The 25,735-nt window shown below is 36.6% G+C and carries 22 protein-coding genes; 10 read left to right on the plus strand and 12 right to left on the minus strand.

Annotated elements, in window-relative coordinates; all coding sequences use genetic code 11:
- The first annotated feature begins 157 nt into the window (after positions 1-157).
- Genes HND50_03325 through HND50_03335 form a run of 3 tightly spaced genes read left to right on the plus strand, consistent with a single transcriptional unit; the run spans position 158 to position 4,731 of the window.
- Positions 158-2,980, plus strand: coding sequence for a hypothetical protein (locus HND50_03325; GenBank protein ID NOG44231.1), 2,823 nt, complete (start codon positions 158-160; stop codon positions 2,978-2,980).
- A gap of 31 nt (positions 2,981-3,011) precedes the next feature.
- Positions 3,012-4,148 carry a PQQ-binding-like beta-propeller repeat protein gene (locus HND50_03330; protein NOG44232.1) on the plus strand — a complete coding sequence of 379 codons (1,137 nt, stop codon included), beginning with the start codon at positions 3,012-3,014 and terminating at the stop codon, positions 4,146-4,148.
- Positions 4,141-4,731 (plus strand): hypothetical protein, encoded by a 591-nt coding sequence (locus HND50_03335; protein NOG44233.1) that lies wholly within the window; start codon positions 4,141-4,143, stop codon positions 4,729-4,731. Before HND50_03330 ends, HND50_03335 begins: the two co-directional genes overlap by 8 nt.
- A 41-nt stretch (positions 4,732-4,772) precedes the next feature.
- On the opposite strand, the gene HND50_03340 is transcribed toward HND50_03335, so the two are convergent.
- From HND50_03340 to HND50_03380, 9 genes are all read right to left on the minus strand, one after another.
- Positions 4,773-5,747: an RluA family pseudouridine synthase gene (locus HND50_03340; protein NOG44234.1), complete on the minus strand. Its 975-nt coding sequence runs from the start codon at positions 5,745-5,747 to the stop codon at positions 4,773-4,775.
- Positions 5,737-6,309 (minus strand): signal peptidase II, encoded by a 573-nt coding sequence (gene lspA, locus HND50_03345; protein NOG44235.1) that lies wholly within the window; start codon positions 6,307-6,309, stop codon positions 5,737-5,739. The genes HND50_03340 and lspA overlap by 11 nt, the downstream gene beginning before the upstream one ends.
- Before the next feature lie 9 nt (positions 6,310-6,318).
- Positions 6,319-6,687, minus strand: coding sequence for a TraR/DksA family transcriptional regulator (locus tag HND50_03350; GenBank protein ID NOG44236.1), 369 nt, complete (start codon positions 6,685-6,687; stop codon positions 6,319-6,321).
- Between the two features lie 25 nt (positions 6,688-6,712).
- Complete coding sequence (locus HND50_03355; GenBank protein NOG44237.1) at positions 6,713-9,985, minus strand: isoleucine--tRNA ligase; 3,273 nt, start codon at positions 9,983-9,985, stop codon at positions 6,713-6,715.
- Between the two features lie 288 nt (positions 9,986-10,273).
- Entirely contained in the window at positions 10,274-11,107 is an 834-nt protein-coding gene (locus tag HND50_03360) for a purine-nucleoside phosphorylase (protein NOG44238.1), read from the minus strand.
- Positions 11,108-11,761: a hypothetical protein gene (locus tag HND50_03365; protein NOG44239.1), complete on the minus strand. Its 654-nt coding sequence runs from the start codon at positions 11,759-11,761 to the stop codon at positions 11,108-11,110. It abuts the gene before it with no gap.
- Between the two features lie 10 nt (positions 11,762-11,771).
- Positions 11,772-12,443, minus strand: coding sequence for a DivIVA domain-containing protein (locus HND50_03370; protein NOG44240.1), 672 nt, complete (start codon positions 12,441-12,443; stop codon positions 11,772-11,774).
- Complete coding sequence (locus HND50_03375; GenBank protein NOG44241.1) at positions 12,443-13,129, minus strand: YggS family pyridoxal phosphate-dependent enzyme; 687 nt, start codon at positions 13,127-13,129, stop codon at positions 12,443-12,445. Before HND50_03375 ends, HND50_03370 begins: the two co-directional genes overlap by 1 nt.
- Before the next feature lie 13 nt (positions 13,130-13,142).
- A complete protein-coding gene (locus tag HND50_03380) occupies positions 13,143-13,457 on the minus strand; it encodes a DUF3467 domain-containing protein (GenBank protein NOG44242.1) in 315 nt (104 codons plus the stop codon).
- A gap of 235 nt (positions 13,458-13,692) precedes the next feature.
- On the opposite strand from HND50_03380, the gene HND50_03385 reads away from it, so the two are divergent.
- The 6 genes from HND50_03385 (at position 13,693) to HND50_03410 (ending at position 21,018) form a co-directional block, all read left to right on the plus strand.
- A complete protein-coding gene (locus tag HND50_03385) occupies positions 13,693-15,534 on the plus strand; it encodes a DNA primase (GenBank protein NOG44243.1) in 1,842 nt (613 codons plus the stop codon).
- A 134-nt stretch (positions 15,535-15,668) separates the two neighbouring features.
- Positions 15,669-16,700, plus strand: a complete 1,032-nt coding sequence (locus HND50_03390) for an FAD-binding protein (GenBank protein ID NOG44244.1) — start codon at positions 15,669-15,671, stop codon at positions 16,698-16,700.
- 126 nt (positions 16,701-16,826) lie between these two features.
- Positions 16,827-18,089, plus strand: coding sequence for a UDP-N-acetylglucosamine 1-carboxyvinyltransferase (murA, locus tag HND50_03395; protein NOG44245.1), 1,263 nt, complete (start codon positions 16,827-16,829; stop codon positions 18,087-18,089).
- Between the two features lie 28 nt (positions 18,090-18,117).
- Positions 18,118-18,828 (plus strand): YdcF family protein, encoded by a 711-nt coding sequence (locus HND50_03400; GenBank protein NOG44246.1) that lies wholly within the window; start codon positions 18,118-18,120, stop codon positions 18,826-18,828.
- A 117-nt stretch (positions 18,829-18,945) separates the two neighbouring features.
- Positions 18,946-20,283, plus strand: coding sequence for a TlpA family protein disulfide reductase (locus HND50_03405; GenBank protein NOG44247.1), 1,338 nt, complete (start codon positions 18,946-18,948; stop codon positions 20,281-20,283).
- 87 nt (positions 20,284-20,370) lie between these two features.
- Entirely contained in the window at positions 20,371-21,018 is a 648-nt protein-coding gene (locus HND50_03410) for a sulfotransferase family 2 domain-containing protein (protein ID NOG44248.1), read from the plus strand.
- 10 nt (positions 21,019-21,028) lie between these two features.
- Here HND50_03410 and HND50_03415 read toward each other — a convergent pair whose 3' ends face one another.
- A complete protein-coding gene (locus tag HND50_03415; protein ID NOG44249.1) occupies positions 21,029-21,538 on the minus strand; it encodes a hypothetical protein in 510 nt (169 codons plus the stop codon).
- A gap of 204 nt (positions 21,539-21,742) precedes the next feature.
- Between HND50_03415 and HND50_03420 the strand changes: the two genes are divergently transcribed.
- On the plus strand, positions 21,743-22,066 hold the full coding sequence (locus HND50_03420; GenBank protein ID NOG44250.1) for a hypothetical protein: 324 nt from the start codon (positions 21,743-21,745) through the stop codon (positions 22,064-22,066).
- Between the two features lie 51 nt (positions 22,067-22,117).
- On the opposite strand, the gene polA is transcribed toward HND50_03420, so the two are convergent.
- Together polA and HND50_03430 are read right to left on the minus strand one after the other, a co-directional pair.
- Positions 22,118-24,862: a DNA polymerase I gene (gene polA, locus HND50_03425; GenBank protein ID NOG44251.1), complete on the minus strand. Its 2,745-nt coding sequence runs from the start codon at positions 24,860-24,862 to the stop codon at positions 22,118-22,120.
- Between the two features lie 123 nt (positions 24,863-24,985).
- Complete coding sequence (locus HND50_03430) at positions 24,986-25,732, minus strand: DUF3667 domain-containing protein (protein ID NOG44252.1); 747 nt, start codon at positions 25,730-25,732, stop codon at positions 24,986-24,988.
- Positions 25,733-25,735 lie beyond the last annotated feature (3 nt).

The raw sequence follows: 25,735 nt of genomic DNA on the forward strand, positions 1-25,735 counted from the left end.
TGAAAACAAACCGGTTACTCAATTACTGTTTGATTTTATAGATATTTTATCAATTTAGAACCAAATGTGGTTTTATTATTCTTCCCAAAACTGTATGTTTGGAACTGCCGGACGATATTATTGTTAGTAAATCTGATATTTATCATTATAAAATTTTATGAATTTTAAAAAGAATATTTGTCTTTCTTTTGTCCTTTCAGCATTTATAGTTACATCCCATATCTCTGCCCAGGGATTTGCGTTTGGCCGTAATAAAATCCAATATACCGATTTTAATTGGCAGATAATGCAAACCGATCATTTTGATATTTATTATTATCCTGAAATGGAGGAAATTGCAAGGCAAGGCGCTCACTATGCCGAAGAAAGCTTTAAAGCTTTAGAACCAAAATTCAATCATACGGTAAACCGGCGTATCCCGCTTATTTTCTTTAGTTCTCATCTCCATTTTCAACAGACAAATATCACTCCAGGTTTTATCCCGGAAGGTGTTGGCGGCTTTTTTGAATTTTTAAAAGGCCGGGTTGTAATTCCAAGTAATGGGAATCTGCATCAATTCCGTCATGTAATCCGGCACGAACTTGTTCATGTTTTTATGCATAGTAAAGTTTACAACGTCCTTAAAAATCATAGCCGGCTGGATGGTCCCTTCCCACCATTATGGTTTACAGAAGGACTAGCCGAGCACTGGTCCGCAAAATGGGATGCCCAGGCTGAAATGGTTTTGAAAGACGCGGTACTTAGCAATTATGAAACTGGTCTTCAAAACATTTATCAGATCCGTGGTACATTTACCATGTATAAAACCGGGCAAAATGTATTGGACTATGTCGCTGAAAAATATGGTGATGACAAAGTTTTGATGATGATGGAAAACCTCTGGAAATACGATCGTTTTGAAGATTCATTCAAAGAAGCTACAGGCATGAATTATGCAGAATTTGATCACGAATATTTATATTATCTAAAGAAAAACTACTATCCCCAGCTTGGAGATACTGATTTTAACAGCCAGATAGCAAAAACAATTGTTCGCGATGGATTTAACCTAAAACCCGCCTATTATAACGCCCCAGATGGTGAGTATGTTTTATTTGTTGGCAACCGCACCGGTTATTCTTCCATATTTATGAAACGTATGGAATCAACACCCGGACAAATGGAAGAAGATGTAGAAATTCTTATCAAAGGACAAGCTTCATCAGACTTTGAGAATTTCCATATTTTTGATTCTAAAATTGATGTGAGCAAAGAAGGCCTGTTAGCATTTACATCAAAAAGCGGCGAAACCGATGCCCTATATATATATGATATCCCGGCCCGAAAAATAGTTTCAAAACACTATTTCGAAAACCTTGTTGGCCTCTATTCTCCATCTTGGGCACCGGATGGAAATGAAATTGTTTTTAGTGGCCTATCAAAAAATGGTTATAAAGATATTTTTATCTATAATTTTAAAAAACAACAATTAAGCCAGCTTACGGATGACTTCTATAATGATAAAGCCCCGTCCTGGTCTCCGGATGGAAAGCATATTGTGTTTTCTTCTGACAGAAATACTTATGGAAGTAACGGGACGAGTAATATTTTTTTAATGCGTAAAGATGGCGCTGGATTAAAGTACTTAACTTATGGCAATCAATCGGATGAATCTCCCGTTTTTTCTCCAAATGGCAAGTACCTGGCTTATACTTCAGATAGTGATGGGACATTTAATATATTCTTACTTGAATCTCCTTTGGCAAAAAATAGAAGTAAACCGGTTACGGTAAATAAAATAACCAAATCTGTAGGGACAATATTTGACCCGGAATGGACCCAGGATGCCAATTTACTTTTTGGGACTTTTGAACAGAGAAGTTTTCAAATCCGCTTACTGGAAGATGTCTTTAACAGGATTGATTCATTAAACTCGAAGATTCAGACCATATCCGAGCCTTTAGCCGATTTGTGGAACTATAAACAAATTGAATCCTCAAATATCAACTCTAACAAACCTTATGTAAATGAATACGATTTGGATATTGTGCAAACACAAGTATCACAGAATCCTATTTTTGGTACAACAGGCGGCGCTCAGATTGCCTTTACTGATTTAATGGGAAATGAACATTATAACATATTGTTGTTTAACAATGCCCGTCGTTCATCAGATTTATTACGCAGTTTAAATTTTGCAGTTACAAAAGTATCTCTTGGCAACCAGGTAAATTATGCCTACGGTCTTTTTCGCTTTGCCGGGGATTTTTATAACCCGCAAGATGCATTCTTCTTCGAAGACAGAGTTGGAGGTTTATTTGCAATTAGCTATCCGTTCTCAAAATTTTCGAGATTGGAGTTTAACCAGACTTTCAGCTATTCAGATAAAGATTGGTCTTTTGATCAAAGACGCTTTGCCTGGCTTAACTCATCTTTTATCTCTTATATTCATGATAATTCCATCTGGACAAATACAGGACCAATCGAGGGCACACGAATAAATATAACAATCGGTAACACTTTTGATTTTGCTTATTCCAATGTTAACTATTTAACGGGACTTGTAGATTTAAGGCATTACTACCGAACAAGCCTGAGAACAGCCTATGCCGTACGCCTTTTATCGCTCTTTAACGAGGGTCGTGAAACCCGACAGTTCTTTTTTGGTGGCAGCTGGGATTTGCGTGGCTATAGAAGATGGTCTCTTCGCGGGAAACGAATTTTTCTGTTGAGCCAGGAGTTTCGCTTTCCTTTAATCGATTTAATTGGCGTCAGGTTGCCGTATTTCTCACTTGGATTTAGCCAAATCCGCGGCGCATTGTTCTTTGATGTTGGCAAAGCCTGGAACCAGGATTTTGGTACGCCTCTTGGAAGTTTTGGAGTTGGCACAAGAGTTCCTTTAGGCTTTTTAGCCTTACGCTGGGATTTTGGTAAAACCACGGATTTTAAAACTGTGTCCGATGGTTATTTTACCCAGTTCTTTTTTGGTTGGGATTTTTAATTATAAGCGTGAAAAAAGAAGCAGGAAAAATATGTTAAAAAAAATACTCCTTTGGGGATTTATATTTGCGTTTACTTTCTCATGCCAAAAACCGATGATACAAAACTTTATATCACCTGAAAATCCAATTATTACGGCTAACCAAAACTTTTCAAGAACCGGTTTTCAAGATTTTATTATCAAAGATTCTCTAAAGTTAATTTCTAATGAAGATATTTTAGGTCTGCCCTTTTCATCTTTTTTGAAATATTCCGGAGAGTTAATTTTTACAACTCATAACGGCTATCTTTATTTTGTTTCACTAAACGATTTTGACGACCAAAGAAAAATATCTATTGCTGATGGTATTTTATCTGCACCTTCCATTCAAGGAAAAACACTATTTCTGGCAATCAGCAAAGGTGAATATGGGCTCATTGCATACGACATAACATCAGCCGAAACCAAATGGACAATTAATGGGAAGTTTTCTCAAAGTTCACCGGTTCTTACAAATAATCATGTAATTCATGCAACGCTTAATGGGCAAATCCTGGCCTATAATCTTTTGGATGGAACCATCGCCTGGCAGGTAGAACTAAATGATGCCATTAAAAACAATCTTTCAAAGTTTGGGAATACTCTAGTAGCTGCTGGGCAAAATGGTAAAATTAACAGCTATGATATTGAGAGCGGGTTTTTAAACTGGTCAAATAGCCTAAATGATGCGGTTTATGCTTCACCCGTGCTTACCAAGGAATTTGTATATATCGCTACATACAGCGGATCAATTGTTAAAATAAGTAGACATGATGGTGAAATTATTAAGCGCTTCGAGGCCAATGTAGAACAATATCAATCTCCGGTTATCGATAATGAAAATATTTATATTGCCCTTGCAGATGGAAAGTTAGTTTCACTTGATAAAGCCACCCTGCAAGAAAAATGGCGGATTCAACTGAACGGACCATTTTCGTCAACACCTTTATTGGGTACAAAGGAACTGCTTGTGGGAACAGAATCACGCAAGTTTTATAGAATAAATAAATTGAACGGCGAAATAATTCAAATGCTTAACCTCGATGGGCGTCCAAGAATTCAGCCTGTTTTTTACGATAACAAAATCTATCTTGCTTATGGCCCGGACTACCTGGAAGTGTATTCCACAAATGGAGAAATTGATGAATAAGTTGTGTTTGCTATTTATCTTTTTTGCATCAGGTCTTTTTGCCCAAAATGATCCTGGATTTGTACGTTTTGAAGCAAATGAAACCTGGGTTATTGAAATTAATGATTCATTGATTCAGTCTGGAACTATTAATGAACTTTCTGCAGGTTCCTATAAGTTCAATGCAAGGCCCCAAATTTCTTACAGCTGGCCTGCCCTGTTTATTGAAGATACACTTCAGGTTATTCCATATGATACAGTTGTTTTTGTTTTAAGTACCGATAAATCAATAGTTAAAAACAAATTAATTCAAAAAAAACCAAAGTTAACCTCCTATCCGGAAAATGGCTATCAACCACCAATAATGAAGCGAACCAAATTGAAATCTGGTTTGTTAATATCTGCAATAGCCGCAAATTGGCTATCTTTTTATTTAAAACGTCAGGCAGATGATAATTATAAAAATTACCGATCGGCATCAAACTTATCGAAAATCAATAATTACTACGACAGGTCAAAGCAATTCGATAATTATTCCAGTATTATGCTTGGGATTTCAGTGGCGGCATTGAGCAGCTATATCTACATATCATTAACAGAATGAGTGACCTTAAAGGATTAGAGGACTCTTTTCCTTCAACAAATTTAGTCTTCCAATAAAAATAAATCCGGTAGCTTATTTAACGCTTCTTGCAGGTTTGAAGGCAGGGCACTTTTAAAAACAACTGTTTCATTTGAAGTAGGATGTATAAACGATAATTCCTTTGCATGCAGAAACTGATTTGGAACCATTAATAAAAGATGTTGGCCGCGTTTTCGTAAATTTGCAGGTAACCTGGCAAGCTGAGAATCGCGCCCATTATAATCACTATCTCCCACAACAGGACATCCCAGCCAATTCATATGCAATCTAATCTGGTGTGTCCGTCCGGTTTCCAAATTAAGCTGTAACAAAGAAAAATAACGGAAGTCTTTGCGTAGCTGCCAATGAGTTATTGCTTCACGCCCCGTTTTGGTAACAGCCATTTTGGTTGGATCTTTACGGCTGCGATCTATAAAAGTGTGGACTGTTCCTGAGTTTTCTTTTGGCATTCCCCAAATTAAAGACCAATAAGTTCTTTTTATGGTTTTTGTATCAAACTGTTTTCTCAGTCCAAGATGCGCTTTATCGTTTTTGGCAACAACCAACAATCCCGATGTAAATTTATCGAGTCTGTGGACAATCCCCGGTCGGTCACTTTCTCCCTTAAGTGCAAGTTGCTGAGTGTGATTAAGTAGAGCATTCACCAGCGTATCACCCGCGGTTCCTTTTCCCGGATGAACAGTTAGACCGGCAGGTTTATTGATGACAATTATATCTTTGTCTTCAAAAATTATATCAAGATCGATATCTGCTGCTTCCAAGTTTGTAACAGGCTCAATCAAATCCATTTCAACCTGATCATCAATTTGCAAAAGATAACCCGGTTTCACCTTTTGATTGTTAACCAACACATTACCCGATTTTATATGCCGGGTAAAATAAGAACGTGTTTTATCTGGAAAAATTGAAGCGAGATATGTATCTAAACGTTGTTGATTTCCGGAACTGCCAATTATTATTGTTTTTTTATCCGGCATGTGGAGTAGTTTCTGTGGGTTCTTTCACACTTTTGTTCAAAGGATCCCCTTTTAAAAGAATATATCCAAATATCAAAATCATGCCGCCAGAAACAGCCATATCCGCGACATTAAAAACGGGCCATCGGGTCATATAATATCCGGAAAATTCGAAACCTAAAAAATTAAATGCGGGGATTGCAACATCAAAAAATTCAAAATCAAGAAAATCAACTACACTACCGCGAATAAATCGATCAGAAAGGTTTCCAATAGCCCCGGATGCAATCATTGCAATGGCAAACTGAAGCTGCCATACTTCGTTTCTTAAAATATACAAATAATAGAATACAAGGCCTGCTGCAATTAGAGAAAGTCCCATAAAAAGGGTTGTATTCTCAATTCGTAAGCCAAATGCCATACCAGGATTTTCTACATAGGTAAGTCTGAAAAAATTGTCAATAATATGGATTGACTCACCAAGCATCATATTTGTTTTTGTTATGTACTTTGTTAGCTGATCCAGACCTAAAAGAGTTAGAATGATTGTTATTGTGTGAAAAATTGTAAAATTCTTTTTCATTCCTAACATTTATTTCTTGTCCGCTTTTTTTGCATCCACGCTAATAGTTGTAGTAGGAACAGCAATTAATCTTTCTTTCTGGATTAAATTACCTGTAACCCTGCAAATACCATAAGTCTCATTTTCAATGCGTTCCAAGGCCTCATCTATCTGCTTAATAAATTTTTCATCGCGCGCAGCAAACATAAACGATTTCTCACGTTCCATCGCATCTGTGCCCTGGTCCGCCATGTGATAAGAATAAGACGAATGATCACCTGATGCTTCTTTTGTTGTAGAATCCAGGACGGTAGATTTCAGGTATTCAAGGTTCTTTTGGGCTTTTTTCTTCTTTTTTAAAAGCAGCTCTTTAAAGAATTCTAAATCCTTTTTGCTCATTTTTGCCATGTTCTTCTCCTTCAGTTTAGCTTACCTTAAATAAACCTATTTTCATTGTTATATCATCTATAACAATTTCTTGTTTTAAAGGTGATGTTAATTTATCAAATTTTAGCTCATCTGCCAATGTTTCGTTACAAATATACTCTTTTTGATTATTTAGTTTTTCAAGAATATCGTCATCAGTTTTTTCAACTTCAATAATTATATGGTCAATTACTTCAAATCCCGCTTCTTTTCTTAAGTTTTGTATGCGGTTTACAAATTCCCTCGCAAATCCCTCAGTTAATAATTCTTCGCTTAACTCAGTGTTTAAAGCAATTATCAGTGATTTGTCTTTTTGTGCTACAAAACCTTCTTTTGGTTGGGCAATAATCTCAACGTCATTTTCCTGAAGCAAAAATTCATGACCATCGATAAACACGCTCAACTCACCTTTTTTCATATAGTCTCCAACATCACTTGGTGAAAAGCCTTTTATAATGGCAGAAAGTTTACCCATCATTTTACCGGCTCTGGCGCCCAATTGTTTAAAATTAGGTTTTGCTTGTAAGGAAACAATATCCTCTTTTTCTTTAACCAGCTTAATTGTCTTTACATTCAGCTCTTCTGTAATGATAGATTGCATCTCTTCAACATATTTATAATCAGAATCATTTGAGCTGAAAATTGCCAACTCGCCAAGTGGCTGTCTAACCCTGATTTGTGCTTCATTTCGCAAAGCACGGGCATTTGAAACAATAACCTGGGCCAATGCCATTTTTTCTTCAAGATTAGTATCTATCAGATTTTCTTTTTTTGAATCTACAACAGGGTAATCAACATGATGAACACTTTTTACGGAATCATCCTTATTAAGGTTCATAAAAATTTCATCACTTAAAAATGGAGCAAACGGAGCGATTAATTTTGTCACCGTAACCAAAACTTCGTACAAAGTTTGGTAAGCGGCCATTTTATCACTGCCAGATTCAGATTTCCAGAATCTCCGGCGATTGCGGCGGACATACCAATTTGAGACGTCATCGATCATATAATCAGAAATTATTCGAGCCGACTTAGTCAGGTCATATTCATCCAAATAAGCTGTTGCTTTTTTTGTTACAGAATATAATTTGGAAAGAATCCAGCGATCAATCTCTGCTCGATTCTCCACGGGGATAAATTTATCCTCTGGATTAAATTGATCTATATTGGCGTAAAGTACAAAGAATGAATACGTATTTAACAAAGTGTTTAAAAATTTTCTCTGAACTTCTGCAACACCTTCAGGATCAAACTTCTTGGGAATCCACGGCGGGCTGGCCGACATAAAATACCAACGCAACGCATCAGCGCCATACTTATCCATCATCTCATTTGGAAAAACAACATTGCCTTTAGATTTGCTCATCTTTTGGCCCTGTTTATCCAGAATAAGATCGTTTACTATAATATTTTTAAATGCCGGTTTTCCAAACAAAACAGTGGAAATATTGTGCAAAGTATAAAACCAGCCACGGGTCTGATCAACCCCTTCAGCGATAAAATCTGCCGGAAAACTTTTCTCAAAAAGTTCTTTGTTTTCAAAAGGATAATGCAATTGTGCAAACGGCATCGAGCCTGAATCGAACCAGACATCAACAATCTCCGGAGTTCGCCGGTATACTTTTCCTTCCTTTTCAAAAATAACTTTATCGACAAATGGCCTGTGCAGATCAATCTCATCGGCCATTTCACTTACCGGAACATGTGAACCATCTTCTTTAACAAATGTACCTTGCTTTAACTCTTCAATCGAACCGATCGCAAAATGGTCTTCTCCATCCTCAGAAACCCAAATTGGTAATGGAGACCCCCAAAAACGATCACGCGATAGAGACCATTCCTTGGCTTCCTTAAGCCAATTTCCAAAACGGCCTGCACCAATTTCAGGAGGCTGCCAGTTTATCTCTTTGTTCAGGCTGTACATTTTATCTTTATATTCAGGAGATTTTACAAACCAGGATGAACGTGCATAATAAATAATAGGATTCTCTGTTCGCCAGCAATGCGGATAACTATGTAAATAGTCCGTTGTAGAGCGATAAAGTTTATCCATTTGTTTTAAAGAATACAGTACATCTTTATCAACGCCCTGCTCCGTATGTCCATCACCATAAGTAAATGTTTTAACCGGCCTGTTGGAGAACTCGCCAATACCTTCAGTAAATCGTCCCCCGGGGGTTACAGGTTGTAAAAACGGTAAATCGAATAATCGGGACATTTCATAATCATCTGCACCAAATGCAGGTGCCATATGCACAATTCCTGTACCATCAGATGTTGAAACAAAATCTGCAGGCAGAACAGTTAATGCATTCGGTTGCTTGTCACGATCAATTTTACAAAAGTCAAAAATCTGCTCATAAACGGCTCCAACGATATCCCGACCAGGAAATGTTTTCAATATTTCATAATCACCATCCAGAACTGTAAGCCGCTCTTTTGCAAGAATCAGTTTATCTTCTTTATCAATTTTTTTATCACCGGATTTAACCCGTCTTTTATTATGCACAAGAACATATTCAATTTCTTCGCCAACAGCTACGGCAACATTGGAGATTAGTGTCCAGGGTGTTGTAGTCCAAACCATCAATTGTGCGTTTTCAAATTCCGGATTTTTTGTTTCTAAAATTTTAAGTTTAATAAAACAATTCGGATCTTTTACATCCTTGTACCCCAATGAAAGCTCATGTGAACTAAGCGGCGTTTCAATTGTTGGTGACTGCGGTACAATTTTAAAACCTTTATATACCAATCCTTTTTCATAGATTTCTTTAATGGCCCACCAAACAGATTCAATATATTCATTTTTGTATGTAATATAAGGATGATCCAGATCGAGCCAATAGCCCATTCTGTCGGTAAGTGTTCTCCAACCGTCATCCATATCGATGTGTTTATTTACAAGCTCGCGGCAAGCATTGTTAAATTTATCGATACCAAATTCTTCAATCTGGTTTTTCTGGGTTAAGCCAAGCTCTTTTTCAACAGCAATCTCAACAGGCAGCCCATGCGTATCCCAACCGGCTTTACGAGGAACATGAAAACCCTTCATTGCTTTATAACGGCAAACAACATCTTTAATTGTCCGTGCCATAACATGATGGATACCGGGACGTCCATTTGCAGTTGGCGGACCTTCGTAGAAAATATACGGAGGTTTATTTTTGCTAAGCTCCAGGCTTTTTTCAAATATTTTATTCTCTTGCCAGCTCTTTAAAATTTTCTTTTCAAGATCAGCTAAACTTAACTTATTAGATACTTCGCGAAACATTTTGCGTAACCTGCTATATTAGTTAAAAGTGTCTATTTCATAAAAAGAACAAAAGACAAAATTCAAAAAACAAATAATTCTCAAAACTAAAAATACAATATCCAAAGTACGATGTACATATTGGTTTGAAATTTCAGATTTATCTTTTTGTTTGTTCTTTGAGTTTTGCTATTTGATATTTTTTTAGAAGTCAATGACATGTCCATAAACAATAAGATGCCATCACTTACTGAAATATTTTACAATAATTCGGTAATTTAAGAAAGTGATGGCATCGCTCAAAATGTTTTATATCAGCCCGATAACTTCTTTCATAATCAAGGTAAGCTTGGGCTCTGCACTTCTTGCTGTTGCTAATATTTCTTCTACGTTAACGGCTTTTAAAGCATCAGGAAAACATTCATCGGTAATAACTGAAAAAGCCAATACATCCATCCCCATATGCACAGCGGCAATATTTTCGGGAATTGTGGACATACCTACAACATCCGCTCCAATAGTTCTCAGAAATCTATATTCTGCTCTTGTTTCTAAATTTGGCCCTGTAACTGCCACATAAACGCCTTTTTGCAAAACAATCTTTTTTTCAAGAGCTGTTTTTTCTGCCATGGCGATTAGCTTTTTAGAATATGGTTCAGACATATCCGGAAACCGCGGGCCATATTCTTCCAGGTTCGGGCCTATCAGCGGATTATCACCAAAAAGATTTATATGATCCTCGATTACCATAATATCACCGGTACTAAATTGTGGATTCATACCGCCGGCAGCGTTAGAAATAATCAAAGTTTTGATACCCAGATCATGCATTAAACGGATAGGAAAAACTATTTCCTGCATGGAATAGCCTTCGTATATATGAAAGCGTCCCTGCATGGCCAAAACTGTTTTTCCGCTAAGAGTACCTAAAATTAGTTTTCCATCGTGGCTTTCAACAGTTGACACAGGAAAATTTGGAATATCCTCGTAGTTCAACTCCTGGATTATATCAATTTCCTGAACTAAACCTCCGAGACCGGACCCTAAAATTATTCCAACTTGTGGAGACGTTTTCAGATGCTCTTTAAGAAAGCGTTTTGTTTCTGCAATTTTGTTTCGGTAGGTGTCTAAATCAAAACTCATCTATTTCTTTTTTTTCTTATCGATCTTCTTTAATAGTTCTTCTTTTTTCTTTTTTTGCTCTTCTAATTTTGCTTTTTCCAATTCAATCTCACGGTCTCTTTTGCCTTTGCTGGCTTCAGCGCGTTTTTTCCTAACTTTAAAAACAGCATCTTCATAATCATAATCGGAACCAAGCATTCCAAAATACCATGCCCCGCAAATTGCGCCAAGAATAATAGGAGATAAACTGACAAATGGTTCAACATCACCACTTTTAGCCGAGATTATTGCTACAGAAACCCCAGTCCCTACAGCGGCGCCTAAAACCAACCCGCCAGAGCCGTATAGCAAAGTGTTGCCCTTTCCTTTTTCTTCTTTAATAACATAATTTGGGATTGGGTTGGCTTCAAAGTCATAAACAACATCTGCCTTGGTTAGTTTCCGAATTTGAGCGTAATCAATTTTTTCTTTTTTGTGAGATTTTGCATCGATATATACCAGATCATTGCCAACTCTTTTTAAAACTATGCCCTCTTTTCGCTCACCATTTTTTAAGTGAACAACAACCGAAGCCTGGGAATAAGGCTTTTCGGTAATTAAAGCCTGTTGGGCAGAACAGCTAATCATTATCAAAGAAAAGATAAGTAATGAAACAGATAATTTGGTCAAACTCATTTAGTACTCCTTATTTATTAAAATCATCGACATCCAGGTTTTCTCCAAAGATATCGTTAAATAGGTCTTTACCATGAGTTTTTTCTTTGTTTTCTTTGATTTCTGGACTTTGCGGCTTTTGTTTTTCTACCACTTTAGGGTCCATTTTCAACGGCTCCCTCTTTTGTACAACCGGCTTAGCACTCTCTGCAGCAGCAGGAACTGTCCGTTTTTTAATCTTTTTCAAATCAACATCATCTATTTCCAAAACTTCCAGCAATTCCATTTGAGATGAAAGCAAATGTTTCAATCTTGAAATTAAACTGTGTTTCTGGTTTTGCAGATTTACAAGCTCTTCGCGCATCTGATGCACTTTTAATCTTGTTTTTTCCAACATTTGAGCAGAAGCAAGTTCAGCCTCTTTTTTGATCAAATTGGCCTCTTTAGCAGAATTCTCTTTTGAAATCTGTGAGTTTTCCTGGACATTTTTTAAAGTTTGTTTTAAAGTTTTTTCAACATCTTTAAAATTTGCCATTTCAGTTTCGAGAACCAGATTTTGCTTTACAATTTTCTCATTCTCTTCCAGCAGTTGTTGATATTTGTCGGCAACAAGCTCTATAAAAGTGTCCACTTCTACGGTATCATAGCCGCGCATTGTCTTTTTAAATTCCTGATTCTTTATCTCAACCGGTGTTAATTTCACTACTGCCTCCTTCTGGGGCCAAAAATCCCTGTTCCTACACGGACAATCGTGCTTCCTTCTTCAATTGCAATTTCAAAATCGCCAGACATTCCCATCGAAAGCTCATTAAAAGAATTTTCCGATTGATTTTGTAAAGCTAATTGAATTTTTTTTAGTTTGGCAAATGAACTACGTATTTCTTTTTGATCTTCTGTTCTGGCTGCCATGGTCATTAATCCTTGAACATCCAAGTTTTCTATCTCATTAATTTCAAGTGCTGCTTCAATTGCCTTGTTTTGGCTAAACCCATGTTTTGCTTCTTCATCACTAGTATTAATTTCAACAAGAATTTTTGGCACGATTTCTTTGCGGGCGCCAAACGATGCTATAGCCTGCGCAAGTTTAAGTGAATCCACGGCATGAATCAACCCGGCATTGGGCACAACATACTTTATTTTGTTAATTTGTAATGGACCGATAAAATGCCATTCAATGTTTTCGGGCATTTGAGGCGCTTTGTCTCTTAACTCCTGGGCTCTGCTTTCACCAAAACTTCGAATTCCGAGATTATATACATCCAAAATATCTTCAACAGGAAAAACTTTGCTAACAGCCAGCAGTTTTATTTCCAGAGGATTTCTCCCACAACGATTAGCCGCCCGGGAAATTTTCTCGAGAACTGAGTCCAGATTTTCTTTTCGGTTCATAATGGTGATGTTTTTAGTTTTTAAACTGTGGTCCCTGAGGAGTTTGAGGCGGTCCGCCAAGTAACTTTATCTCGCCGAATTGTTTTTCATATTTAACAAGATTATCCTGCAATGCGCCTAAAAGGGATTTGGCATGCTGAGGTGCCATAATGATGCGGGAGTAAACTTTAGCTTTTGGTCTGCCGGGTACCACACGAATAAAATCGAATACAAATTCTGCAGGAGAATGACTGATTAAGACCAGATTGCTGTAAGTTCCTTCTGCCTCTTTTTCTCCAAGTTCAATATTTATCTGTTTATCTTTTTTTTGGTTCATTCCTTCGTCCATCTTTTTTATATTACTCCTTATTTTGAGACTTGATACTTGCTTTTGGATACAGGACTCTTGATTCTGGATAATATTGTAACTAATAAAAATTGAAAATTGAAATTTGACTCTTATAATTAAATGAGTGTCTTCAAACCTCTATTTTCCAGCGTCCGGTATCGAGTATCAGGCATTTGTTTTTAGAGTTGAAGTTAGACAACCAGCTATTTTAAGTCAACAATAGGCAACGCTTTAAATGTACAAAATCCCGCAAGAAAAAATAGAAGAAGTCCGTTCGTCAATCAATATTGTTCACTACATTACGCAGTTTATAAATCTGAAAAAAGAAGGACGCAACTTTAAAGGATTATGCCCTTTTCATCATGAAAAAACACCCTCTTTTGTGGTAAGTCCGGAGAAACAATTTTACCATTGTTTTGGGTGTGGCAAAGGTGGCAATCTGTTCAGCTTTATCATGGATTATGAAAAGCTGCCTTTTGTTGATGCTATTACTAAAGCCGCCGACTTTGCAGGAATCGTTTTACCCAAACCCGAGCAAAAAAGTCCGGAACAAATAAGTCGTACCCAGGCCCTGTACGATATCAATCACCTTACCTGTACTTTTTTTGAAAATCAATTACATCTCCCGCAAAACAAAGCCCGGCTGGAATATTTTTTAGGTCGAAAACTATCTGAAAAAACCATTAAAAAATTCAGGCTTTCCTATGCTCCGGATTCGTTTGATTTACTATTGAAATATTTCAAAGAGAATTCTGCAAACCTGAAACTTGCTGAAGAATTGGGTCTGATACAGAAAAAACAAAATAGTGAAGAATTCTATGTAAAATTTCGGCATCGTATGATGTTTCCGTTTTTTAATATTGCCGGAAAAATAATTGGATTTGGCGGACGCAAGTTAAATGAAGAGCAGCAGCCAAAATATTTAAACTCTCCCGAGAGTGAAATATATAAAAAAGGTTTGACCCTTTACGGCCTGCATCATGCAATTCAAAGTATCCGTGAACAAGATTTTATTATTTTAGTAGAGGGATATTTTGATCTTTTAAGATTGGTTGAAGCTGGTCAAAAAAATGTTGTGGCCAGTAGTGGAACGGCGCTTACGGACCAACAAGCCCGCTTAATGGCACGCTACTCCAAAAATATTTATATCGCCTACGATGGTGACGCTGCTGGGATAAAAGCCGCAATCCGCAATGCACAGATCATAGAAAACCAGGAATTAAATGCCTACATTGTACCGATGCCCGAAGGCGAAGATCCGGATGATTTTGTTTTGCAACATGGTCTAAAAAAATTTCATGAGCTGCTAAAACAAAAAACTTTACCAATAGAATTTCAGCTGAATAATTATGTAAAATTAAATCCTAATCCCTCGCTTGAAGAAAAAGACAATTTTATTTCTCAGGTTTTAGGTGAGCTCGTTTCATTTAAAAGCGCCAGCAAAGCCGGGCTCTACATTCACCACTTAGCAGACAGAATGCAGGTAAGCGAAGCAATGCTTGTTACAGAAGTAAATCGTTTAAAACAACGACAGGCCCGCTTTAATAAAGGTAGGCAAAAAACGGATGAGCCGACTGATGAAATCCCGGAAGAAAAACAATCGATAAAGCGAGGTGCGCACAAGGCAGAAGAGGGACTTTTGGAACTACTGCTAAACGCCGGGGCAGATACCCAAAACTATGTAATTGAGCATGTTTCCATTAACCTTTTTGAAAATGAAGATTATTCTGGTTTGTATGATCACATCATACACGATATTGAAGAGCACGGCTCAGTTGATGTACAGAAGCTTTTTGAAAATCAGGAATTGAACAAAAACCAGCATTTGATTTTAACACGCTTAACCATAAATCCATTAAGCAATGAAATGAAACATGCGGTTGGGTGTATTTTTCAGTTAAAAAAATGGAGCCTTGAAAAACAAGAACGCGATATACAGCAACATATAAAAATGGATGACTCTGAAGAATCGGCCATGCATTACACATTTGAATTGGCAAAGCTGAACAAAGAGAAACAAAAACTTAATAAAGATTATTTAGAGGATCTGAAAACTTACAGATCTGATGACGATTAGTTTTATTTTGGAGCGCGTCAAACTGTGTTGATGTACCAAATTAATAGCTTTAAAAAGGGATTTTGTGTATTAAAAATATTCTGAATTAACACAATTAATTCAATCCAAAACCCCAGATATAAAAAAAGTGCACTATGGACAACAAATTAAAAAGCAGATTATTTGAAATTAATAAAGACCTTCTAACCAATTATCCTTTAAAAGAATTTACCACATTTAATATTGGCGGGCCGGCAGATTTTGTAATGGTTGCTTCTTCAATTCAGCAAATAACCGAGACAATCAAAACATGCTCTGAATTTAAAATACCAGTAAAAATTCTGGGTGGAGGGAGCAATGTTTTAATTTCAGATTCAGGATATCGAGGAGTAATAATCATCAATAGGTTTTCTGAATGGTCGGTGTTAAAAAACGATCTGTTTGATGAAAAACGTCCAAAAACGAAAGCGCGTCTTACAACGGTTGGCGACCAGTTTTATTCAACTGATGGATTGGAGTATTCAGACGAGAAGGCTGACCAAATAAGAATAAAAACTTCTTCAGGAATGCGGCTTATTCCATTTATTAAAACTTTATTTCAAAACAAAATTACCGGGTTGCAATGGTTTTCCGGAATTCCCGCAAGCATTGGCGGCGCAATTTACATGAACATCCACGGAGGCAATTACTTTTTTGGTGATTTTGTCCACTCTGCTCTATTGTTTGATGGCAGGCAACTAAAACAGGTTGACCGTGAATATTTTAAATTTGATTATGACTGGAGCATTTTGCACGAGACAAATGAGATTATTCTTGAAGCTGAATTAAATTTGTTTATGGGTGATGTTGATCAAGCCAAAGATCTCTCAACAAACTGGGCCCGGCGAAAATCTTTGCAACCGCAAAAATCTGTTGGGTGTGTTTTTCGAAACCTGACAGAAATGGAGCAAGAAAAGTTCAATCTGCCAACATCCTCAATCGGTTATTTAATAGATAAAGTTTTAGGATTAAAAGGAATGCAAAAAGGTGGAGCAACTATTTCAGCAAAACATGCGGCATTTATTGAAAACACAGGGTTAGCCAGCTCAGACGATGTTTATTTTTTATACAATATGATTTTAGAAAAAGCAGAGTCACAAATTGGACTAAAACTCATTCCTGAGATTGAATTTATCGGGGACTTTTAATTATAAAAATGTGGTTGATCGTAACTAATTATATTTGGTTGAGGCGCGATTAATTTAGAACAGATAACACATTAGGTAGAGGCACGATTAATTGCGCCTCTATGGAAATATATAAATAGGAATACTATGTCAAAATTTGTTATTAATGGCGGTAAAAAACTATCCGGTGAAATAACCGTTGCCGGAAATAAAAACGCTGCTTTACCAATTATTGCAGCAACCATCTTAACCGATGAAGATTGCATTCTTGAAAATGTACCCGATATTCGTGATGTACAAGCCATATTTGATATAGCCATGGATATCGGAAAAAATGTTGAGCAAATAGATTCTTCAGTTTATAAAATCAGCGGAACTGCCTCAAATCCGCACCCCAACCCGGAACTTGTGCAGAAATTACGTGCATCGATTTTATTTTTAGGCGCCTTGCTGGCCAAAACCGGGAAAGCATCAATTGCCCCACCGGGAGGATGTGTGATTGGCCGACGCCACATTGCTCCACATTTTGAGGCATTAACAGATCTTGGCATGGAAATAGAAATTGGCGAACATGCATACTTTGGTAAAAGAATTGAGCAAAAAGATAGCACAACTTTTTTACACGAAACATCTGTTACTGCAACGGAAAATGCAATGCTTGCTGCATCAACATCTCCAAATAAAACTATTATAGAAAATGCTGCTTGTGAACCGCATGTTGCTGATTTGGCAAAGATGCTGCAAAAAATGGGTGTCTCTATAAATGGCATTGGATCTAACCGGATGGAAATCCAGGGAGTAAAAAAGTTAAAAGGAGTCAGGCATCGTATTTCATCAGATTATATTGAAACAGGAACTTTTGCGATTTTGGCAGCAAGCACAAATAGCGTTTTAACTTTAAATAATATTGAACCGGAACACATGCAAATGACCGGTTTTTTGTTCAATAAAATGGGCATTGAACTTGATTTTTTGGCAGACCAAAAAAGTATGACAGTAAAACCCAATCCGTTAAAAAGCCCCGGGAAAAAAATACAGGTTGGATTATGGCCCAACTTCCCAACCGATCTGATGAGCCCGATGATAGTTTTAGCAACCCAGGCAGAAGGCACAACACTTTGCCATGATTGGATGTTTGAATCGCGAATGTTTTTTGTTGATAAACTTATTGCCATGGGAGCGGATATTACTTTATGCGACCCGCACCGTGCTTTGGTCTCGGGTCCAACACAACTTCGTGGCCAAAACTTAAGTAGCCCGGATATTCGCGCAGGGATTGCGCTGGTTATTGCTGCCCTATCAGCTCGTGGAGAAAGTGAAATTGCCAATGCCGAACTCGTTGACAGGGGTTATCAAAATATTGTGGATAGATTAAAAAATCTTGGAGCAGATATCCGACGGGAAAAGTAGGAAGTTGGAAAAAACTAAGAATCATAATATGAGAATCAATAAAATAAAGTACAAAAAAGCTGCCATCGTTTTGGGAGGCGGGATTAAAATTACAAAAGACCCTGAACATAAACGTGTCTACGAGCCGGAAAACCAGGTAAAAGACAGACTGGGCAAAGCCCTGCAATTATATCTGGATGGCCAGGTGGGTTTTATTATCACGACAGGAAATTACTCCAAACGAGTCGGCATTGATTCTTCCGTCATCGGACCAAAAAATGAAGCAGAAGTTGGCAAAGAATACTTACTGCAAAACTTTGTGACCAATTCTAAAACTATTAAAAACCAGTTTGCTGCAAAAATCCTATTTGAGAAAAAATCTCTGGATACCATTGGCAATGCCTGGTTTTCTAAACAGGAATGCTTGATTCCTAACAATATAAAAGAGTGCATAATAATCACTTCCGATTTCCATTTGGAGCGCAGCAAACTTTGCTTTGATTGGGTTTTAGGCCCAGAATATAAAATTGATTATATCGGTCTTGATTCAGATTTAAAAGACAATCCTGAACGCAGAAAAGTTGAAGACGTTTTCAGCCGATTTATGCGAGAGCAGTTAATAAATTCAATTTCCGCCGGTGATGATGAACAAATTGGCAAATTTATGAAAACGGAACACCTTGTTTACTGCATGTCCGAAAGAAGCGAAGCACAGTTTAATGCCTGCATGGAAACAGCATCAATTACGGCAGGTTACTAGAGTTTTTATTGTGGATATAAGGGTGGGAAATTAATCAGTTGATTTTTCGAGATATAACTATTATAGTTAGGACAATGTAAGACATTTTCTACTTCAAAAATTAATCTGAGAACTTTAATGCAAAAATTCAAACTACTAGCACTGTTTGTTTTCCTATTTAATTTTATACTTGCCTCTACTCTAGACACACTCATCATTAAAACAAAAAGAGTTAAAGGTTTTGGCCCAATGGGGCTTAGCTTTTCTTCACTCAAAACATTGGCAAAAGATAATATTTGGTATTCATGTATTCCCAAAATCAAAAATATTCCAGATAGTTTGGATCGGTTCATGTTTGCCACCGAAGAAATGGACTTTTTACAACACACTTATCAAAATTATCACCTAGGAAATATTTCAGATAAACGGTTCAATTACTTAAAAAAATCATGGGATTGGGATCCGGATACTCTCAAGTACACAAAAAATTTTGTTGAGGTAAATGTTGCAATAGCTGCCGGTATAAACAAAGAAGGCAATGTAATTGTTTACGTTGATAGAAATAATAACTACGACTTAGGAGATGATTACCAATTAATATTACCTCCCAAATTACCCGGGCAAAAATTCTGGGGTCGATATAATGATGATGTTCCGATTGAAGTTGAATTTGAATATTTTGATGGATCATCAATTAAAAAATCTAAAACATGGCTATATATCGATTATTCTGTAAATCAATATATGCTTCCAGATTCATTATCAAATTCTTTGCCGGTTGAATTAACAATTGGTATTGCTGAGCACCGCATTGCTGAGTTTAAAATAGATGGCGAAAGTTATAAAGTTGGTATTCAAAACGATCGTGCTGTTTATAGAAAATACACTACTCTTAAACTTATTACAGAGAATAATCAAGGACTAAGGCCGTTCGACACAAGTTCTAACATTAGATTAGGGGAATTACTAAAGCTTGGAGCTAAATATTTTAAATTTGCGAATGTTAGTTTGGACGGAAAGTATTTAACTTTGATTAAAGACAGCGATGTTTACGTCAAAGGAGGAAGCCAGGTTGGGTTTAAGGCAATCAACTTCGAAGCAACCGCAATAAATGGTGAAAGGGTTAATCTAAATGATCTAAGAGGAAAATATGTTTTTTTAGATTTTTGGGGAACCTGGTGTGGCCCGTGCCGCCAAGAAATTCCAAAGTTAAAAGAAATATATGACAAATATAAAAACAACAATTTTGTAATGCTTGGAATAGCCCTGGATAATTTAGAGGCTTTAAATAAATATATTCGCGATGAAGATATTCTTTGGCCTCAAATTCTCCAGGATGAATCGCATGAAATTATAAATTTGTATAATGTTAAAGCCTACCCCACTACTTTTTTAATAGATCCGGAAGGAATTATTATTGACAAAAGTTTTAGTGCTAAAGCTTTAGAAAGCAAACTAAAAGAGCTTTTTAAATAATGAAATAAAAACTAAAAAACCCACCTATTAAGAACGAGTATTTCTGCTAATCCAAAAAAAAAGTTATAACAAGGAGTTTAATTTCCCATGCTGATTAGCCACAGAAAGAAGTTCATTTATACAAAGACATCCAAAACCGCGGGGACATCTGTTGAATCTTATTTTGAGAAATTTTGTATGCCGGAAGGCGAATGGGAGTTTTCACATGGAAGAGAAGAATATATTAGCGCAACCGGGATCATTGGTTTTCGTGGTACTAATGCAGCAAGCAAAGAATGGCGGAATCATTTATCGGCGGCAGAAATAAAGAACAAAATCGGGGCCTCAATTTGGGATAATTATTTCAAATTCTGTGTTGTCAGAAATCCGTTTGATAAACTTCTATCCGGTTTCTTTTTTAATAAAGAAAAAAATGAAGATCAAGATACAATTCTTCAGTTCCGAAATTGGCTTAAAAATGGTGGGCGGGTTATGGATCGAGACAGGTATGTTATCGGCGATAATATTTGTATGGATTATTTTATCAAATATGAAAATCTTGAAGAAGGAATAAACCATGTTTGCAAGAAATTAGAGCTACCTTTTGAACCATCTACAATTCCAAAACTTAAAACAGGTTACCGCAAAAAGACTATTCCTATAAACAAATTTTATGATGAGGAATCAATCCAATTAGTGAAGTCTGCATATTCATTTGAATTGAACTATTTTAATTATTCCATGCCAGAAAATTAAATCAAAAGATTTAAGCGATTAGGGAAATTGTAGATTGGATATCTGCTAAGTTATCACCTGTACCGGATTGGTTGTAAATGCGGTTTTCTTTTTGTTTTGTCTCCTGGATTTCTCTTTGAGCATCCTGTTCCATTTGACGGGCTTTAGAAGCTACTGACCTGTCTTCGCTTGAAGGATCTGCAGGTGCTAAGGCAGCCTCCTGAATTTGCTTTGCTTTTTTTACTGTTTTTTCAGGATCAGCTTCTTTTGAGGTATCAATTTCAACAGAGCCTTCCACAGCATATTGCCTGCCATCCGGACCCGTTTCAAACTCATATTTCGGGCTGCTAGTCAAGCCACCACCTGCACTAACGTGTGCTTGCTCATGGCGTCGTACTTCCTGATCGCGTTGTTTTAAATCAGCAACCTTTTCTTGTTCTTCGGGGGATAATTGATTTTGATTGTTTTGAGTTTCGATATGCTGGGTTTGACTTGAAGAATGTAAATCAGCAATACTATGGATACGTCCTTGTATTTCCATTTCGCCTGTCCTAGATATTTTTCTATATATTTAGAATTTATCGGAGGTCAACCAGAAATCTTAATAACTTGTAGCTTCAAACTCCTTTTTTAACCAATGTTGGATTCAAAAAAAGATATAAAAATTCTTGACCTTTTTAGGTTTATATATTATCGTAAGGAAAATAACATAAACAATAAAATATTCATTTATCTGGAGAAAATCATGAAGAAAAGACAATATAGCTTATTACTTATTTTAGCTATTGGACTGTTTTCTATTCAATGTGTTGAAAAAACTTCAACAACAAATATAGTGGATATTACTATTTCAATCACTGATACAGAGACTGTAATATTAAATGATAAACCGGTTTTGATTGTCGACTTAGCAAAGCGTTTGAAAGATTTTGATAAATCTTCAAAAGTAAAAATACTACCAAAGAAGAATACAAAAATGGTTACATTAAATGAAGTATTTAAGGCAATCCGAACAGAAGGGTTTGCAAATATCGAAAATCATCAAGCTGAAGAATTGGCCACAAAATGAGATAGAGAAAATACTCAAAAAACCTATTGAGATATCTTAGGAAAACCCGAGTTATTCGTGTGCTTCCAACCAATTTGCTCCTGAAGCACTTTCTACAACGACCGGCACAGATAACGGCATCGCGTTGGCCATAATTCTTTCAACATGCCCGGCGAATTCTTTTATGTAGCTATCCTTCACTTCAAAAACCAACTCATCATGCACCTGCATCAACATATAGGCCGGACAGTCTTCCTGCGTATCTATAAATCTTTGCATGTCGATCATCGCCTTTTTTATCAAATCAGCAGCAGAGCCCTGAATGGGAGTGTTAATAGCCATACGCTCTGCAAATTCCCGGATATTACGATTTTTGCTTTTAATTTCAGGAAGATATCGCCGGCGATTCATCATAGTTTCAACATAACCTTGCTCATTGGCCTGTTCTATCGCTTTACGCATAAACAACTGGATGTTCGGGTATGTCGCAAAATAGTTGGCAATAAACAACTCAGCTTCGTCCGGTGATATATGTAGCCGGTTAGAAAGCCCCCATTTGTTCATACCATACATTATGCCAAAATTGATTTCCTTGGCTTTTCGTCTGTGATCCGCTGTAACCTCTTCCAAGCTGATATCAAAAATTAGAGACGCTGTTACTGCGTGGATATCCGTGTTATCCTGTTGAAAGCCCTTAATAAGTGTTTCATCGCCAGATAGGTGTGCCATAACACGCAATTCAATCTGTGAATAATCCGCACTCAAAATGCTGTAGCCTTCCCTGCTGGGGATAAATGCCCGGCGGATTTCTTTACCTAATTCGGTTCGGATTGGGATATTCTGCAAATTGGGATTCATGCTGGAAAGCCGTCCGGTCGCAGCCACTGTTTGATTGTATGACGTGTGAATTTTACCCGTTTTGGAATTTACCATTTCCGGTAATGCATCTACATAAGTATTCTTAAGTTTTGCCAACTTTCTAAAATTTAAAATCTTATCAATCACCGGATGTTCAGAAAAGCGCTCCAAAGTCTGTTCTGAGGTTGAGAACTGCCCCGTTTTTGTTTTCTTTGGCTTTCTCAGATCCAGCTCTTCATGAATCTTCTTTTCTTCAAACATAATTGTACCAAGTTGTTGTGGCGAACTGATATTAAATTCCTGACCGGCAAAATCATATATCTCTTTTTCTAACTTTGCCAGCTCTTTTGCAATATCTTCAGACAGTTTGCTAAGTAAATCCAAATTAATCTTAATACCATTCGTTTCAGTAATTTCCAGGACTTCCAGCAAAGGCATTTCAAGGTTAAAAAACAAATCATCCAGACCGTGTTCCTTTAATTTGTCTTCCAGAATATTGGCAACTCGTAAACTGATATCAGCGTCTTCAGCAGCGTACGGTAAAACTTCATTTGCTGCCAAATCGGTCATCAACTTTTCATCTTTTCCTTTACCAATTAAATCAGAAATCGGAATCATTTTATAAGCCAGATATTTTTCAGCCAGGTTATCGAGATTATGTTGCCGATTTGAAGGATCAAGTACATAGGAGGCAATCATTGTATCAAAGTAAATACCTTGAACATTTACACCATGTTGCTTTAAAACAGCATGATCATATTTCAGATTCTGGCCATACTTTTTTATTTTGGGGTTTGTAAAAACCGGAGTTAAAGATCTTAGGATTTCTTTCTCAGAAAGCTTAATATCAAAATGGTTGATTGGCACATACCAGCCTTGGTGTTCCTTCCAGCTAAAAGCGATCCCGGCAATATTTGCCGTCAAACTATCCAGCGAATCGGTTTCCAAATCAAAAACAAATTTTTTCTGTCTTTTAAGTTCTTTAAGAAAGCCATCAAAAGACTCTTTTGTATCAACAAGTTTATAATTGACGGCTTCCTTTTCATATTGAGAAGTGTCTGTTGGAATAAAATCAGAATCAGCTTCGGTTAAGGCCAACATGCGGTTAAACAAACTGGGGAATTCCAACTCCTTTAGAATCTTAGATACAACATCCATATCCCAAACATTAAATTTTATATCATCCAACATCACATCCATCGGAACTTTTAGATCAATGGTTGTAAGGTTTTGCGACATAAAAGCCTGTTCCTTATTATTGGCAAGGTTATCCTTCAACGCACTTTTCTTCATACCTTCCAGATTTTCATAAATACCAGGAATGCTGCCGTATTCTCCTAATAATTTTGCGGCTGTTTTACCGCCCACTTTTGGCACACCCGGAATATTATCTGATGTATCACCCATCAAAGCCAGCCAATCAACAATCTGGCTTGGATTAACACCATATTTGTCAATTACCTTTTGAGCATTCATAATATCAGGTGCCGCGCCTGCCTTACCTACGGCATAAAGGAAAACATGATCATTTACAAGTTGGGCCATATCCTTATCACCGGAAACGATAAAAACATCCAAGTCCTTATTGCCATATTTATGTGAGAGCATACCGATTATATCATCCGCTTCATAACCATCTTTATCAATTAGGATGAAATTTAATTTTTTTAAGGTATCGACCATTCGAGGATATTGGGCACGCATATCATCGGGCATTTTCTCCCGGGTGGCTTTGTACTCAGAATAAATTTCATGGCGGAAAGTTGGTTTACTCGTATCAAAAATGATGGCCACATATTCCGGGCGTTCTTCATCCAAAATCTTAATCATGGTGTTTAAGAAGCCAAAGGTTGCAGATGTATTTTCGCCTTTTGAGTTAATAAGCGGATTTCGGATGAAAGCAAAATAGCTGCGGTAATACAATGCGGAGCCATCAATTAAAAATAGTTTTTCAGACATGGACAGGCCTTGGATTAAATAAAAATGTACGTTACGGATTAATAAGTAGCTGGGAGGCTAATCTATGTAATTAGTTCTAATGATGTAAACATCAATTTATGAATAAATCTCAATGGAGAAAATCTATGGTTTAAGCAAAATAAAAATTATAGTAAATCCAGCCACAACAACACCATAAAGCATATAGGTAAAAATTATGGTCAAAATACTCTTGAAGAGGGCTGGTGTTTTTTTCATGCCAGAAAACTGAATTATAGCGAATGAAAAATATATGATTAACAAAATATTTTTTAGGAAGGCAACCCTAATATCTACCAAAGAAAAGAATATGATTATTATCGATAATAGAAATCCAATGGAAATGATGTAAAATGAGAAAACCAAACTTTCTGCATAATTAAAACCCTGTTTTCTGAAAAGGGCCCAAAAGAATAATGCCATTATTGGGGGCATCATAAAATTAAAAATATCCAGATTCTTTTTTACATGGGTTTGAATATTTTGAATATTGAGGTCAAATTTCTGTATTTTTTCTGAATTTTCAACCCTTGTAACTTGGGTGATATACTCGAAGTATTTATCACCAAATAAATTAAAAACCAATACATAAAGGGTAAGCAGCAATAAAAAAAACTGGATCGGGGCCATGAAAGGACGGCGTTTTCCTTTAAGATAAGTTTTAACATAGTTTCCAGGACTTATCACCAGTTCCTTAACGGTTCTAAAGAGATGGGATTCGAATAAGAAAACTGTTTGAAGGAATTCAAGATAGATTGATTTTAACGTGATTCTGTCAGTGATTTTCTTTTGGCCGCAGTGATTGCAAAAAGAATCTTCAAATTTCTTCCCACAATTCAGACATGTTTCCATAAT

This window comes from Calditrichota bacterium (assembly GCA_013112635.1).
In the GTDB taxonomy this organism is placed as follows: Bacteria; Calditrichota; Calditrichia; order Calditrichales; family J004; genus JABFGF01.

Coding starts and splice junctions, on each gene's coding strand:
- HND50_03430 (NOG44252.1), bottom strand. CDS start 25,732: ATGGAAACATGTCTGAATTGTGGGAAGAAATTTGAAGATTCTTTTTGC.
- HND50_03400 (NOG44246.1), top strand. CDS start 18,118: ATGAGAATCAATAAAATAAAGTACAAAAAAGCTGCCATCGTTTTGGGA.
- lspA (NOG44235.1), bottom strand. CDS start 6,309: ATGAAAAAGAATTTTACAATTTTTCACACAATAACAATCATTCTAACT.
- murA (NOG44245.1), top strand. CDS start 16,827: ATGTCAAAATTTGTTATTAATGGCGGTAAAAAACTATCCGGTGAAATA.
- HND50_03380 (NOG44242.1), bottom strand. CDS start 13,457: ATGGACGAAGGAATGAACCAAAAAAAAGATAAACAGATAAATATTGAA.
- HND50_03415 (NOG44249.1), bottom strand. CDS start 21,538: ATGGAAATACAAGGACGTATCCATAGTATTGCTGATTTACATTCTTCA.
- HND50_03375 (NOG44241.1), bottom strand. CDS start 13,129: ATGAACCGAAAAGAAAATCTGGACTCAGTTCTCGAGAAAATTTCCCGG.
- HND50_03405 (NOG44247.1), top strand. CDS start 18,946: ATGCAAAAATTCAAACTACTAGCACTGTTTGTTTTCCTATTTAATTTT.
- HND50_03420 (NOG44250.1), top strand. CDS start 21,743: ATGAAGAAAAGACAATATAGCTTATTACTTATTTTAGCTATTGGACTG.
- HND50_03330 (NOG44232.1), top strand. CDS start 3,012: ATGTTAAAAAAAATACTCCTTTGGGGATTTATATTTGCGTTTACTTTC.
- HND50_03350 (NOG44236.1), bottom strand. CDS start 6,687: ATGAGCAAAAAGGATTTAGAATTCTTTAAAGAGCTGCTTTTAAAAAAG.
- HND50_03360 (NOG44238.1), bottom strand. CDS start 11,107: ATGAGTTTTGATTTAGACACCTACCGAAACAAAATTGCAGAAACAAAA.
- HND50_03340 (NOG44234.1), bottom strand. CDS start 5,747: ATGCCGGATAAAAAAACAATAATAATTGGCAGTTCCGGAAATCAACAA.
- HND50_03365 (NOG44239.1), bottom strand. CDS start 11,761: ATGAGTTTGACCAAATTATCTGTTTCATTACTTATCTTTTCTTTGATA.
- HND50_03325 (NOG44231.1), top strand. CDS start 158: ATGAATTTTAAAAAGAATATTTGTCTTTCTTTTGTCCTTTCAGCATTT.
- polA (NOG44251.1), bottom strand. CDS start 24,862: ATGTCTGAAAAACTATTTTTAATTGATGGCTCCGCATTGTATTACCGC.
- HND50_03410 (NOG44248.1), top strand. CDS start 20,371: ATGCTGATTAGCCACAGAAAGAAGTTCATTTATACAAAGACATCCAAA.
- HND50_03385 (NOG44243.1), top strand. CDS start 13,693: ATGTACAAAATCCCGCAAGAAAAAATAGAAGAAGTCCGTTCGTCAATC.
- HND50_03355 (NOG44237.1), bottom strand. CDS start 9,985: ATGTTTCGCGAAGTATCTAATAAGTTAAGTTTAGCTGATCTTGAAAAG.
- HND50_03335 (NOG44233.1), top strand. CDS start 4,141: ATGAATAAGTTGTGTTTGCTATTTATCTTTTTTGCATCAGGTCTTTTT.
- HND50_03390 (NOG44244.1), top strand. CDS start 15,669: ATGGACAACAAATTAAAAAGCAGATTATTTGAAATTAATAAAGACCTT.